Raw genomic sequence first — 13,460 nt, forward strand, 5'->3', positions numbered from 1 at the left:
GTCTTTTATTTAACATCGGCACTTAAAAATTGCCGCATTTCCGGCGTTTTAGGGTTGGCGAACAGATCTTGTGACGGACCTGTTTCCCATATTTTTCCTTGGTGCATAAAGACCGTAGTGTTGGCCACCCGCCGGGCAAAACCCATTTCATGCGTCACCAGCACCATCGTCATGCCCTTGCGCGCCAGCGTCTCCATGACGGTCAGCACTTCCTGGGTCAGTTCCGGGTCGAGCGCCGATGTCACTTCGTCGAACAGCATCACGCGCGGCTGCATCGCCAGCGAACGGGCAATCGCAACGCGCTGCTGCTGTCCGCCCGACAGCATGTCGGGATAGGCGTCGAACTTTTCGCTCAGGCCGACCAGTTTCAGCGCCTCTTCCGCTGCCTTGCGGGCTTCGGTGCGTTTCACTTTCTTGACGATGCTGGGCGCCAGCATGATGTTTTCGCCGACCGTCAAATGCGGGAACAGGTTATAGCTCTGGAACACGATGCCGACATCGGTGCGCAAGGCGCGCAGATGCTTGGGGTTGCCGTCGAGGGTATGACCGGCCACCGTGATGCTGCCGGAATCGATCGTCTCAAGACCGTTGATGCATCTCAGCATGGTGCTTTTGCCGGAGCCGCTGCGGCCTATCAGTGCGACTACTTCACCGCTTTTGACCGAGAGCGACGTTCCCTTCAAAACCTGCATCGCGCCGAAGCTCTTGTGAATATTGTTAACCATGATCTCAGGCATGGGATTTCCTTTCCAGCCGGCGGCTGCAATATGAAAGCGGGTAGCAGACGCAGAAGTACAGCGCCGCCACGATTAAAAACACACGGAACGGCTGGAAGGTCACGTTGTTGATCAACTGCCCGGCCTTTGCCAGTTCGACGAAACCGATGATCGATGCGATCGACGAATTCTTCACCACCTGCACCATGAAGCCGACCGTCGGTGGCAAGGAGATACGCACCGCCTGCGGCAGGATGACGTATTGATATTGCTGACGCCGGGTCATCGCGAGACTTTCCGAGGCCTCCCATTGCTGCTTTGGCACCGACTGAATCGAGCCGCGCCAGATATCGCCAAGATAGCCGCTGACGTAGATCGTCATCGACACGCTGGCTGCGACCATTGGCGGCAAGTCGTAGCCGAACAGGCTCAGGCCGTAGTAGGACAGGAACAGCAACATCAGCACCGGTGTGCCTTGCACGACCTGGATATAGGTGGCTGCTGCGGTCCGCAACGATCGTGAGCGGGCGACCCGTGCCAAGGCCACGCCCAAGCCAAGCACGCCGCCGCAGGTGCAGGCGATGGCGGCAAGCAGCACGGTCCAACGCAAGGCATCCAGGAAAAACAGCATGTCGTTCCAGCTCAATGAACGGATCATGGCGCCACCTCTTTCATAGGGGATACGACGCCGATTTCGACCTGACGGGAAGCCGCCCGGCGCCGCGAAAAAATCAGGTGACCGATCAGCGTCAGCACCGCTTTGAACAGCAAGGCGAGCCCCAGATAAATCAAGGTCACGACGGTGTACACCTCAAAGCTGCGGAAGGTTTCGGAATCGATCTGCGCCGCCATCGACGACAATTCCTGGGTCGAGATGGCCGAGGTCACGCTCGATGCCAGCATCATCAAAACGAACTGGCTGCACAAGGCCGGATAAACTTTTGCGACCGCCGGCTTGAGAATCACGTGCCTGAAGATCTGCAGGCGCGTCATGCCCAGCGACAGTCCAGCCTCGACTTGCGAACGATGGATAGCCTCGATGCCGGCGCGGATGATTTCCGTCGAATAGGCACCGAGATTGATGATCATGCCGATCAGCGCCGCCTCGGTCGCGGTGACCCGCAAATTGACCGCCGGCAGGCCGAAATACAGGATAAAGATTTGCACCAGAAACGGCGTGTTGCGCACCACTTCGACATAGGCGTCGATCAGCGTGCGGATGCGGCCGGTTTGCACCGAGCGTAATGCCGCTGTCGCGATGCCGATGGCGGTGCCGAAAAAAATCGCCGCCGACGATATCGCCATCGTCATCAGCACGCCTTCGGCCAGCAGATTGACGTGCGCGAATACCGGCTCGAATTGAAATTGATAAGCCATGGTCCTTTTCCAAGTACCGGCTGGCCGCGCAGCCCTGTGCGCGAGTTCCAGCCGAGTGCGAATATGTCTGTGAAGGAATCGCCGCAAGCGGGTCAGGATTCAGACACGCAGCGGATCGATTCATCAACACTCAGGGTTTGGAGAGGTCGGGCAAGGGATTGCCGGTCCATTTCAGCGAAACCTTGTTCAGCTCGCCGGAAGCGGTCATTTTGACGATGGACTTGTTGAGCCAGTCGCGCATTTCCGGGTCATCCAGGCGGACCGCCATGGCATTCGGCTGATGGAAGAAGGTGAATTTGATCGCCAGCCCGGCATCAGCCTGCTGCTTCAGCACATCCTTGGCGACACCGTCCGGAATGGCGGCGGCATCGATTTGATGCGCGATCAGGGCTTGCACCACGGTCGCATCATCCTGGTAGCGAATGATTTGCAGGCCGGGGATATTCGCGCGCACCAAGGCGGTTTCCTGGCTGGAGCCGCGGTTCACGCCGATGCGCTTTCCGTTGAGATCGGCCAGCTTGTCCAGCGCAGTGTTCTTGGCCGAAAAAATAACCATCTGGAATGCGCTGTAGGGCGCAGTGAACATGACCGCTTTGGCGCGTTCAGGTGTCGCCGCGAGCGTGGCCACCAGAAAATCGATCTTGCCGGCTTGCAGGGCGGGGATGCGGGCCGGCGGTGTCAATGGCACCAGTTCGGCTTTGACGCCGAGATATGTTGCGAGAACGCGCGCCACGTCGATGTCGTAGCCAGCAGGGTTGCCCTTGTCATCGACCGTGCCGTAGATCGGCACGCCGGACAACACGCCAATTTTTACGGTGCCACGTTTGACGATGTCGTCTACCGAAGTCGCGCCAGCGTGCGTCGCAGCGCCGAGTGATACAGCCAGCGTTGTGGCACATACTGCGGCGCATTGAAGTGCTGCGCGGATTTTTTGGAAAATGTTCATTTTTGCCTCTTTGTCTCTATATCTCGTTGGAAAACTTGTTTTGACACACTGAATTGATGAGGTCGTGAAACTAATTCATGCTATTTCCCCCAGCGCAGCACCAGCGGGTCCAGGCGGCGGGCGGTTTCGAGGAGGCCGGCACGCACGGCAGGGTGCATGCTGGGGAAGGGGTGGCGCGGGGCCTCGCAGGCGATCACACCGCCTTCTTTCATCAAGGCCTTGGCCGTCAGGATGCCGCCCTGGCGGTTTTCGTAATTGATGAGCGGCAGCCAGCGTGTGTACTCCGCTACAGCTTCTTCGCGGCGGCCTGCGGCATAGGCATCCATGATGCGGCGTATGCCGTCGGGGTAGCCGCCGCCCGTCATGGCGCCGGTGGCGCCGGCGTCCAGGTCGGGCAGCAGGGTGATGGCTTCTTCGCCGTCCCACGGGCCTTCAACCGCGTCGCCACCCAAGCGGATCAGTTCGCGCAGCTTGGAGGCGGCACCGGCTGTTTCGATCTTGAAATATGAAACCTGCTTGAGCTCTTTGGCCATGCGAGCCAGGAAGGCCGCAGACAGTGTCGTGCCGCTCATGGGGGCATCCTGGATCATGATGGGGATGTCGATGGCGTCTGACAGCGCGGCGTAGAACTCGTAAATCTTTTCCTCGCTCGCCCGCAGGGTGGCGCCGTGGTAGGGCGGCATCACCATGACCATGGCGGCGCCGGCGTCCTGCGCGCGGCGGCTGCGCTCGGCACAAACGCGTGTGCCGAAGTGCGTGGTCGTGACAATCACCGGCACCCGGCCCGCGACATGCTTGAGGATGGTTTGCGTGAGTGTTTCGCGTTCGTCATCCGACAGCAAAAACTGCTCGGAGAAGTTGGCCAGAATGCACAGCCCGTTGGAGCCCGCGTCGATCATGAAGTCGACGCAGCGCTTCTGGCTTTCCAGGTCGAGCTCGCCGGCTTCGTCGAAGGTGGTGGGCACAACGGGGAATACGCCTTGGTATCGGACGTTCTTGGATTGAAGCATGATTTATCTCTGTAAATTGGTAGGTTTTCTGAGGCCGTTTGGATTCGGGAGGGTCATTCTTCGAGCGTGGTGATCACGTAATAACGCTGAGCTGCCATGGCACGAATTCGTTCTGTCCGTAGCCATGCAACTCGCTGCGCGAGCGTTTGCCTGATGCGGTATCGAGCAGCATCTGGAACAACTTTGCGCCCAACTCCTCAATGGAGGCGCCGCCATCCAGCACTTCGCCGCAATTCAGGTCCATGTCGTCGGCTTGGCGCAGCCACAAAGCCGTGTTGGTGGCAAGCTTCACCGAGGGCGAGGGCGCACAGCCATAGGCTGAGCCTCGGCCCGTGGTAAAGCAGATCATGTTGGCGCCGCCTGCCACCTGGCCTGTCGCCGAGACCGGGTCGTAGCCGGGCGTGTCCATGAACACCAGGCCGTGGGCACGCACGGGCTGCGCGTATTCATAGACCTCCACCAGATTGGTCGAACCACCCTTGGCGATCCCGCCGAGTGATTTTTCAAGCACGGTGGTCAGGCCCCCGGCCTTGTTGCCCGCCGAAGGGTTGTTGTCCATAGCCGCGCCGTTGCGTTCGCAGTACTGTTCCCACCATTGAATGCGATCAACCAGTTTCTGGCCGACTTCAGGTGTGACGGCCCGGCGCGTCAGCAGATGTTCCGCCCCATAGATCTCGGGGGTCTCCGACAGAATCGCGGTGCCGCCGTGGCGCACCAGCAGGTCAACGGCAGCGCCAAGCACGGGGTTGGCGGAAATGCCGGAGTAGCCGTCGGAGCCGCCGCACTGCAGGCCGATCACCAGGTGGCTGGCCGGCACCGTCTCGCGCCGCACCTCGTTGGCCTGCGGCAGCATGGCCTTGATCTGCTCGATGCCGTGCGCGATGGTGCGTGTGGTGCCGCCGGTGTCCTGGATCGTGAAGCTGCGCAGGTGCTCGCCGTCGGTCAGTCCCTGGGTGGCGAGCAGCCTGGGGATCTGGTTGGTCTCGCAGCCCAGTCCGATCACCAGCACGCTGGCGAAGTTGGGGTGGCAGGCGTAGCCGCCCAAGGTGCGTTGCAGGACCGCGAGGCCTTCGCCTTCCGGGTCGACCGCGCAGCCGGCTCCGTGCGTGAGCGCGACCACGCCATCGACATTGGGAAAGTCCGCCAGCATTTCGGGGTGGATGTCGCGCCGGAAGTGGTCGGCGATGGCGCGCGCCACCGTGGCCGAGCAGTTCACCGAGGTCAGGATGCCGATGTAGTTGCGTGTGGCAACGCGGCCGTCCGCCCGCACGATGCCCTGGAAAGTCGCCGGCCCGGCTGCGAGCGGCGTGGGCCGGGACTCCGCCGCATGGGCGTAGTCGCGCGTGAAGTCGCCCATGGCCAGGTTGTGCGTGTGCACATGCTGGCCGGGACGGATCGGCTGGCTCGCAAATCCGATGATCTGGCCGTAGCGGCGCACCGCGGCTCCGGGTTCGATGGCGCGCGTGGCCATCTTGTGCCCGGGCGGCACGAGCCCAGCGACGGTCACGCCTTCGCTGGCGATACGGGTGCCCGAGACCAGTTGGTCCAGCGAAATGACGACGTCATCGTCCGCATGCAGGCGGATGACGCGGGCGTGAGGGCGCACCGGCGGCTCGGCGACCTGGGCCAGCGCCTGCTCTTCGGTAGGAGAAAACATGATCAAACTCCGTTTTGGGGTGGGGCACGCCGTGGGGGACGTTCGGGTTCGCGCGCTGCTTGGCGCGTATGACGCAACTCGATGAAGAGCGTCGCGATCACATAGACCAGCGCGCAGGCGCTGAAGAAGGTGATCACGGCATCGAAAGAGCCGGTGGCCTGCAGGAGCATGCCGGTGACGATCGGGATCAGGATGCCGCCGCAGCTGCCTGCCCAGAAGTGGTGGTGCGCATCGACGATCGCGATCGTCGACGGCGCCGTTTCGGTCTGCGCCATCGTTGTCTCCGTTCTCGTTCTCGTTCTTGTGCAGTGCTCGCGCCGCGGCGACCTACTCGATGATCTGGAACTGGTCCAGGTACTCGGTCTTCATGGTGAGGCCCAGGCCCGGCTTGTTGTCGTCAAGCTGCAGGAAGCCGTTCTCGGCGACCGGCTCGCCGTCAAAGATGTAATAGAACAGCTCGTTGCCCACTTCCACATCGAACATCGGGAAGTACTCGCTCATGGGCGAAGCCAGCGTGCTCATGGTCAAGTGGTAGTTGTGCATCTGGCCGGCGTGCGGAATCACCGGCACGCTGTAGGCCTCGCACAGGGCATTGATCTTGTGCGCCGCCGTGATACCGCCGACGCGGTTGGTGTCGTACTGCACCACCGACACGGCTTTTTTGTCGAGCAGCTGCTTGAAGCCGTAAAGCGAGAATTCGTGCTCGCCGCCCGAGATCGGGATGCTGGTGAGCTGATTCAGTTCGGCGTAGCCGTCGATGTCGTCGGCAATCACCGGTTCTTCGAGCCAGCGCGGCTGGAATTTTTCCAGTTTGGGCAGCATGCGCTTGGCATATTCCAGGTTCCAGCCCATGTAGCACTCGAGCATGAGGTCGTTGTCGTAGCCGATGACTTCGCGGATCGCCTCGACCGCCTTCAGGTTTTCCGCCACGCCCTTGGTGCCATGCGCCGGGCCGTAGCCGAAACGCGACTTGAACATGGTGAAGCCCTGGTCCAGGTATTTCTGCGCTTCGTCCTGCATGGCCTTGATGTCGGTGCGGTAGAGCTTGGAGTAGTAGCAGGGGATTTTTTCCTTGGTGCGGCCACCCAGCAGCTTGAACACGGGCTTGTTCACCGACTTGCCCAGGATGTCCCAGATCGCCAGGTCAACCGCCGATATGGCGGCCATGGTCACGCCCTTGCGACCCCAGGCGTGCGTGGCGCGGTACATGCGCTGCCACAGGTATTCGTAGTCCCAGGGGTCCTGGCCCAGCACCAGCGGCGTGAGGTATTGGTCGATGATGGCTTTGGCGATGTGCGGCGCCAGCGCCACATTGCCCAGGCCGATGATGCCGTCGTCGGTTTCAATCTCCACCACCGTCCAGGCATGGAAACGGAAGGTGCTCATGGTTTCCTTGTTGGAATAGAGCAGGTCCATGGCGTTGGAGCAGAAATTGCCTTGCGGTGGAACGGTCTTGCCTTTCCACTCGAACACGCGTGCGCGAACTGATTTGATTTTCATGATGACTCTTGGTGGGTAGTAAATGAAAGGTTGAAAGGGAGGCGCTTAAGCTGCGGGCGGTCGTCGGGCAGCACCCATGCGGCGGGCAATCTGGAAGGCATTGAAGGTGGCATTCACATCGGCCACGCCCTGGCCGGCAATGTCGTAAGCCGTGCCGTGGGCCGGGGTGGTGATGGGCACCGGCAGGCCGCCTTGCACCGTCACGCCCTTGGAAAAGCCCATGAGCTTGATGGCGATCTGGCCCTGGTCGTGGTACATGGTGACGATGGCCTGGTACTGGCCGTCACGCGCCTTCAGGAAGATGGTGTCGGCGGGGAAGGGGCCATCCACCGGAAAGCCGCTGGCGCGCAGTTCGCGCACGGCCGGCTCGATGATGTCGATCTCTTCGCGCCCGCAGACGCCGCCGTCACCGCCGTGCGGGTTGAAGGCCGCGACCGCGACTTTGGGGTGGGCGGTGCCGCTGGCCTGCAGCGACTGGTAGATCAAACGGGCTGCATCCACGATGCGTTCCTTGCTCAGCACGGACGCCGCATCCTTGAGCGGGATGTGCGATGACACGCGCGAGGTCCACAAGTCGCCCAGCGTGTTGAACTCGCAAAAATAGCCGGTCACGCCCAGGTACTCGGCAAAGTGGTGCAGCTCGTCTTCGTGCTTCAGGCCGCCCAGTTTCATGGCCTGTTTGTTGAGCGGTGCAAAACAGATGGCATCGACCTCGCCGCGTTTGGCGCCGTCCATGCAGAGGTCGAGCACCTGCAGCACCGACGCGCCGCAGGCCGCCTGCGCCTGGCTGCGCTGTACCTGCTCCGGGCCAATGGTGTCCACGGCGAGGAAGGCCGGCAGGTGCTGATCGGGGCGCGTGCGCACTTCGGCCAGGCTGGTGACGGGTTGCGTGGCCACGGTCTGCTTTGCCGTGGCCTGGCCGTCCTGCCAGAGCCAGGGGTCGCCCACCAGCACGATGTTGGCGCCGTCCGTGATGCCGGGCTGGCTCAGCAGCCGCGCGATCAGCTCGGGGCCAATGCCGGCGGCGTCGCCCAGTGTCAGGGCAATGACGGGTGTCTTTGTCGGTGTCTGTTGTTGGTTCATGGGTTCAGTCCAGTTTGATGTTTTTCTTGGCGATCAGGTCGCCATAGCGTTTGTTTTCAGCCGCGTGAAACTGCGCAAACTGGGCCTGCGTCATGGGCGTAAGGTCGGCGCCTATGGCCCCCAGCCGGGCTTGCGTCTCAGGCATGGCCAGCACCTTGGAGACTTCGGCATAGACGCGGTCCTGCACCGCCTTGGGCGTCGAGGCCGGCATGTAAATGCCGTACCAGGCGCTCATTTCCACCCCTTTGAGGCCGGCTTCTGCCATGGTGGGCACATTGGGCAGTTGCGGATTGCGTTTGGCGCTGGCCACGGCCAGGGCCTTGATGCGGCCGTTCTTCACCTGGCCGATCACCGACGGCATGGTGTCAAAACTCATTTGCACCTGGCCGCCGACCAGGTCGACCAGCGCCGGGCCGCTGCCGCGGTAGGGGATATGGGTGATGAAGACACCGGCCTTGTCCTTGAACAGCTCGGCCGCGATGTGCTGGGTGCTGCCGGCGCCACTGGTGGCGTAATTGAGCCTGCCGGGCTGGCTCTTGGCCAGCTGGATCAGCGACTGGACCGAATCAGCCGGCACCGAGTTGTTGAGCACCAGTACATTGGGCACGGCGCCGACAAAGACCACGGGCACCAGGTCCTTGTTGTTGTCGTAGCCGAGCTTGAGCAGATGCGGCGCAATCGCGTGCGCGGTGGAGACGCCCATCACCATGGTGTGGCCATCGGTGGCCTTGGCCGTCAGATCGGCGGCCAGCGTGTTGGACGCGCCCGGGCGGTTTTCCACCACCACCGGCTGTTTGAGCAGCGGGCCCAGCCGGTCGGCCACGGCACGGGCCATGGCGTCGGTGCCGCCGCCGGGGGCCGAGCCGACCAGGATGCGCACCGGCTTGGTCGGCCATTCCTGGGCAAAGGCATGGGTTTGGCTGGCCAGCGCGCAGGCGGCCAGCAGCAGGGCGGGGAAGAGTTTCATGATTTGTCTCCGGCTCTCTTGTTGTGAACTAATGCCTTGATGGTAGGGACGGTAACTGTTAACGTAAATTCAAAATATATGATTGTTTGATAATCATTGGTTATCAGTTTCGGTGCCCGGAAATTGACCTGCCGAATGTCTGCATCCACCCTGGGCGTCCGCCATGAACACCCCCAACCCGATTTCCCAATTGCTCAACCGCCTGCGCATCCGGCAGGTGGCCTTAATTAATGTTGGCTGTGGGGTGCACGGTACTCTGCGCAAGGCGCCCGCCGAGCTGGGCATGACGCAACTGGCGGCTGCCAAGATGATCCAGGCGCTGGAGTCAGCCCTCGGCCAGCGCCTGTTTGAACGGGTCGGGGCGGGCCCGCGCGCGGCCCGTAGTCCAACGCCGCGATGAGCTTGTCCGCAGCCGGGTGAGCCATCGCGCGGCGGGTGGTGGTGAAGAGGAGGCAACTGCCTGTCAGTTTTTCAGTTGCAGCTTCGGGATCAGCTGTTTGAAAGAGGCGTTGTCGCGCTCCATGGTGGTGCGGAAAGCGGCGGCGTCGGCATAGGCCCAGCCCAGGTTGGCCTTGGCCAGCGTCTCGCGAAATGCAGGGTCGTTCGCTGCCTGGCGGCTGACGTCGCGCAGCAAATCGATCACCTCGCTCGGCGTATTCTTCGGCGCGGCCAGACCCCGCCAGACTTCCACTTTCAGATCGATGCCGCTTTCCTTCAGAGTGGGCACCTTTTCAAACACGCCGCCCCAGCGCTGGTCGGACATGATGGCCAGCGTCTTGAGCTTGCCGGCCGCCACATACTGCGATACCTCTCCCGGGCTGACGGCCAAGGCATCTATATGGCCGCCAAGCAGCGAGATCACCGCCGGGGCCGCACCGGAAAATGGCACATTGCTGAATTTGACCTGGGCCTTGTCTTCCAGCGAGGCCGCGGCCAGATGCCAGATCGAGCCCTGGCCCCCATTGCCCACCTTGACCTCGCCGGGATTTTTGCGGGCGTAGGCCAGGAACTCACCAATCGTGTTCCAGGGCGCATTGGCCGACACCGTGATGGCAGAGGGGTCGGCGTTCAGGCGGGCGATGGGTGTGAAATCGTCGATCGAAAACCTGACGTTGTTGATATACGGCACGATGGTCAGTTCCGAAATCAGGATGGCGAGCTTGTATCCGTCGGGCTTAGCGCTGGCGACGTCGCCCATGCCGATGGCGCCACTGGCCCCCGGCTTGTTGATCACGGTGAGCGGCTGCTGCGGCAGGTACTTGCGCGCGGCCTCGGCAAAGGCTCTTCCGACCACATCGGTGCCGCCTCCGGCCGTGACGGGAACAATGATCTCGATCGGCCGCGAGGGGTAGGTTTGCGCGGCGGCGGGCAAGGACATCGCTGCAAGCAGGATGCACCAGACTGGCAGGAATGCTGCGATTCTTGAGCCGAGGCTGCGGGCCTGCGTGGCGCGACGGTGATACGGTTTCATGGGTTTGTCTCCAGCTGTTATTAAATGAAGGGTGAACTTGGGAATGCCTGATGGTGAGGACTCAGATTGGTCACGTAAATTGAAAATGCATGATTGTTTGATAATCTGCAGTTATCAATGAAATCCCACGTCATTTACCCATCGCTTGCGTTCGCCCCCGCCATGAGCAACCCCAATCCCAATCCCAATACCATTCCCCAATTGCTTAACCGTCTGCGCATGCGCCAGGTGGCTCTGATCCTGGCGGTGGGTGAGCACGGCACCTTGCGCAAGGCCTCGGCCGAGTTGGGCATGACGCAGCCGGCGGCCACCAAAATGATTCAGGAACTGGAGTCGGCGCTGGGCCAGCGCCTGTTTGAGCGGGTCGGGCGCGGGCAGAAGCTCACCGCAGCGGGCAGCAGCGTGCTGGGCTACTTTCGCGGCATGCGTGGCTCGATGGAGTCGATGACGCGCGAGCTGGCCGAGCTGCAGCTGGGCAGTTCCGGGCGGCTCTCGGTGGGCACCATCATGGCACCGTCGCCGACCTTGCTGACCAACGCCATCATTGCGCTCAAGCAGGCCTACCCCTTGCTGTCGATTGACATCACGATGGACACCAGCGACCGCTTGCTGGAGCTGCTGCGCGAGGGCGAGCTGGACGTAGCGATTGGCCGTATGCGTGATGAACACAGGCAGGACTACAGCTTTACCGCGCTGGAGAACGAGGCGCTCTCGGTGGTGGTAGGCGTGCACCACCCGCTGGGCAGCAAGAAATCGGTACCGTTCATCAGCCTGCAGGGCTACCCCTGGATCTTGCAGCCCACCGGCAGCCCGATGCGCGAGGTGCTGGACCAGGAGTTCCGCATGCTGCAGATGCCGGCGCCCAGGGGCCTGATCGAAACGGCCTCCATCCTGACCACAACCGACCTGATCGACAAGACGGACATGATCGCGGTCATGCCCGAATCAATTGCGGGCACCTATGCCCAACACGGCCTGCTCAAGGTCTTGCCCTGCGATATCCGGCACAAGATGGAGTCGTTTGGCTCCATCACCCGCAAGGACCGGCCGCTGAGCGAGGCGGCGCAGTTTTTCCTCTCGGCGCTGCACCGGAGCGAGCCTTCATCGCCGCGCTGATGAAGGCTTGCAGGCGCTATTGTTTTGATAGCTACTAGCGACCGTCCCTTGCGGGCTGGCAGCCAGTTTCATTTGAGAAGCTCGGGGGCTGCGAGCTAATCTCGGTTGGACATTTTTAGCCAGACAGGCCTTTAGCCCAATCAGTACGGGTGCAGTGTGCTATCAAAATAATAGCGTACTGCGCCCGTACCGCCACTTTACTTGCCGGGCTGCCAGCCGCCGCCCAGCGACTGGATCAAGGCCACGGCGGTGGTTTGGCGGTCGGCCATGGCCTGCACCAGCGCGCGGCGTGCGCTCAGCGCGGTGGCCTGGGCGGTGATGACCTCGGTGTAGCTGACCTGGCCGCTGCGGTAGCGGTTGAGCACCTGCTGCTCCACCTGGTCGGCGGCCAGCGAGGCCTGGCGGCGCAAGTCCTGCTGGGTCAGCAGCACGCGGGTGGCGGCCAGCTGGTCTTCGGCCGCCTGAAAGGCGGCGAGCACGGTTTGCCGGTAGCGCGCCACCGCCTGCGCGTGCGCGGCCTCGCTGCCTTCCACGCGAGCGCCGGTGGCGCCGGCGTTGAAAAGCACCTGCACGGCCGACAGGCCGATCGACCAGACGCTGCTGGAGGCACTGAACAGGTCGGCCACACGGCTGGCGCCGAAACCATAAGACGCGCTCAAGGCGAGGCTGGGGTAGTAGGCGCTTTTGGCGATGCCGATCTGCTCGTTGGCCGCGGCGACGCGGCGCTCGGCGGCGGCAATGTCCGGCCGGCGCTGCAGCAGCGTGGAGGGCAGGCCGACGGGAACTTCGGGCACCACGGGGTTCCAGGCCGCCGGCGCCAGCGAGAAATTGCCGGGCGCCTCGCCGGTCAGCACGGCGATGGCGTGTTCGAGCTGGGCGCGCTGGCGCACCAGCCCGGCCTCGTCGGCCTGCGCATTGGCCAGCTGCGTCTGGGCCTGCAGCACGTCGGTTTTGGCGGCGATGCCGGCGGCATAGCGGTTTTGCGTGATCTCCAGGGTGCGCTGGTAACCTGCAATGGTGCTTTCGAGCAGCGCCTTTTGTGCATCGGTCTGGCGCAGCGACAGGTAGTTGGCCGCCAACTCGCCCTGGGCCGACAGCCTGGCCGAGGCCAGGTCGGCCGCGCTGGCCTGGGCGCCGGCCGTGGCGCTGTCGACTGCGTGGCCCAGCCGGCCCCAGACATCGGGCTCCCAGCTGCCGCCTATGCTGAGCTGGTAGTTGTTGCCGATGCGCCCGCCCGTGCTGGCGCCGCCGCTGCGCGAACGGCTGGCGCCGCCGTCAAGCGTGACCGAAGGAAAGAGCGAGGCCCGCTGCTCGCGCACCAGAGCGCGCGCCTGGGCATAGGCGGCCACGGCGGCGGCCACGTTCTGGTTGGACACCTCCACGCGAGATGCGAGCTGGTCAAGCACCGGATCGCCAAACAGCGACCACCACGGGCCGCGCTCCAGCGCGTCTGCGGGCGCGGCGGGCACCCAACCTGCGGCCTCTTTGAAGGTGCTGACATCGGTCGTGGCCGGGCGCTGGTAGGCAGGGCCGACGGCGCAGCCTGTGACGGACAAGACCAGCAGGGTCAGCGCTGCAGCGCTGAAAAGGGAAGGGGCGGAACTTGGGCGCATGGCT

Annotated in this window: 13 protein-coding genes and 1 pseudogene; 2 read left to right on the top strand and 12 right to left on the bottom strand. The window is 62.8% G+C overall.

Features of this window, described 5'->3' with window-relative positions:
- Positions 1 to 5: 5 nt before the first annotated feature.
- From PJE01S_RS06840 to PJE01S_RS06885, 10 genes are all read right to left on the bottom strand, one after another.
- Positions 6 to 737 carry an amino acid ABC transporter ATP-binding protein gene (locus PJE01S_RS06840; protein WP_068832406.1) on the bottom strand — a complete coding sequence of 244 codons (732 nt, stop codon included), beginning with the start codon at positions 735 to 737 and terminating at the stop codon, positions 6 to 8.
- A complete protein-coding gene (locus PJE01S_RS06845; RefSeq protein ID WP_068832407.1) occupies positions 730 to 1,374 on the bottom strand; it encodes an amino acid ABC transporter permease in 645 nt (214 codons plus the stop codon). The genes PJE01S_RS06840 and PJE01S_RS06845 overlap by 8 nt, the downstream gene beginning before the upstream one ends.
- Positions 1,371 to 2,180, bottom strand: coding sequence for an amino acid ABC transporter permease (locus tag PJE01S_RS06850; RefSeq protein ID WP_339374663.1), 810 nt, complete (start codon positions 2,178 to 2,180; stop codon positions 1,371 to 1,373). Before PJE01S_RS06850 ends, PJE01S_RS06845 begins: the two co-directional genes overlap by 4 nt.
- A gap of 43 nt (positions 2,181 to 2,223) precedes the next feature.
- Positions 2,224 to 3,039 (bottom strand): transporter substrate-binding domain-containing protein, encoded by an 816-nt coding sequence (locus PJE01S_RS06855; protein WP_068832409.1) that lies wholly within the window; start codon positions 3,037 to 3,039, stop codon positions 2,224 to 2,226.
- 80 nt (positions 3,040 to 3,119) lie between these two features.
- Entirely contained in the window at positions 3,120 to 4,049 is a 930-nt protein-coding gene (locus tag PJE01S_RS06860; protein WP_068832410.1) for a dihydrodipicolinate synthase family protein, read from the bottom strand.
- 73 nt (positions 4,050 to 4,122) lie between these two features.
- A complete protein-coding gene (locus PJE01S_RS06865) occupies positions 4,123 to 5,706 on the bottom strand; it encodes a UxaA family hydrolase (protein ID WP_084389402.1) in 1,584 nt (527 codons plus the stop codon).
- A 2-nt stretch (positions 5,707 to 5,708) separates the two neighbouring features.
- Complete coding sequence (locus PJE01S_RS06870; protein ID WP_068832411.1) at positions 5,709 to 5,981, bottom strand: hypothetical protein; 273 nt, start codon at positions 5,979 to 5,981, stop codon at positions 5,709 to 5,711.
- A 52-nt stretch (positions 5,982 to 6,033) separates the two neighbouring features.
- A complete protein-coding gene (locus PJE01S_RS06875; RefSeq protein ID WP_068832412.1) occupies positions 6,034 to 7,206 on the bottom strand; it encodes an L-rhamnonate dehydratase in 1,173 nt (390 codons plus the stop codon).
- Positions 7,207 to 7,251: 45 nt separating this feature from the next.
- The gene (locus tag PJE01S_RS06880; RefSeq protein ID WP_068832413.1) at positions 7,252 to 8,289 is read right to left on the bottom strand and encodes a 4-hydroxythreonine-4-phosphate dehydrogenase PdxA; all 1,038 of its coding nucleotides are present in this window, start codon (positions 8,287 to 8,289) and stop codon (positions 7,252 to 7,254) included.
- 4 nt (positions 8,290 to 8,293) lie between these two features.
- Positions 8,294 to 9,256: a Bug family tripartite tricarboxylate transporter substrate binding protein gene (locus tag PJE01S_RS06885; protein WP_068832414.1), complete on the bottom strand. Its 963-nt coding sequence runs from the start codon at positions 9,254 to 9,256 to the stop codon at positions 8,294 to 8,296.
- A gap of 163 nt (positions 9,257 to 9,419) precedes the next feature.
- Between PJE01S_RS06885 and PJE01S_RS06890 the strand changes: the two are divergent.
- Positions 9,420 to 9,623, top strand: a pseudogene (locus PJE01S_RS06890) (helix-turn-helix domain-containing protein); the annotation flags it as partial.
- Between the two features lie 96 nt (positions 9,624 to 9,719).
- On the opposite strand, the gene PJE01S_RS06895 reads toward PJE01S_RS06890, so the two are convergent.
- Positions 9,720 to 10,727 (bottom strand): Bug family tripartite tricarboxylate transporter substrate binding protein, encoded by a 1,008-nt coding sequence (locus PJE01S_RS06895; protein WP_084389404.1) that lies wholly within the window; start codon positions 10,725 to 10,727, stop codon positions 9,720 to 9,722.
- A gap of 162 nt (positions 10,728 to 10,889) precedes the next feature.
- Between PJE01S_RS06895 and PJE01S_RS06900 the strand changes: the two genes are divergently transcribed.
- On the top strand, positions 10,890 to 11,843 hold the full coding sequence (locus PJE01S_RS06900; RefSeq protein WP_068832558.1) for a LysR family transcriptional regulator: 954 nt from the start codon (positions 10,890 to 10,892) through the stop codon (positions 11,841 to 11,843).
- Between the two features lie 197 nt (positions 11,844 to 12,040).
- On the opposite strand, the gene PJE01S_RS06905 is transcribed toward PJE01S_RS06900, so the two are convergent.
- Positions 12,041 to 13,456 carry an efflux transporter outer membrane subunit gene (locus PJE01S_RS06905; RefSeq protein ID WP_245660659.1) on the bottom strand — a complete coding sequence of 472 codons (1,416 nt, stop codon included), beginning with the start codon at positions 13,454 to 13,456 and terminating at the stop codon, positions 12,041 to 12,043.
- Positions 13,457 to 13,460 lie beyond the last annotated feature (4 nt).

The sequence above is a fragment of the Polaromonas jejuensis NBRC 106434 genome (assembly GCF_001598235.1).
GTDB lineage: Bacteria > Pseudomonadota > Gammaproteobacteria > Burkholderiales > Burkholderiaceae_C > Polaromonas > Polaromonas jejuensis.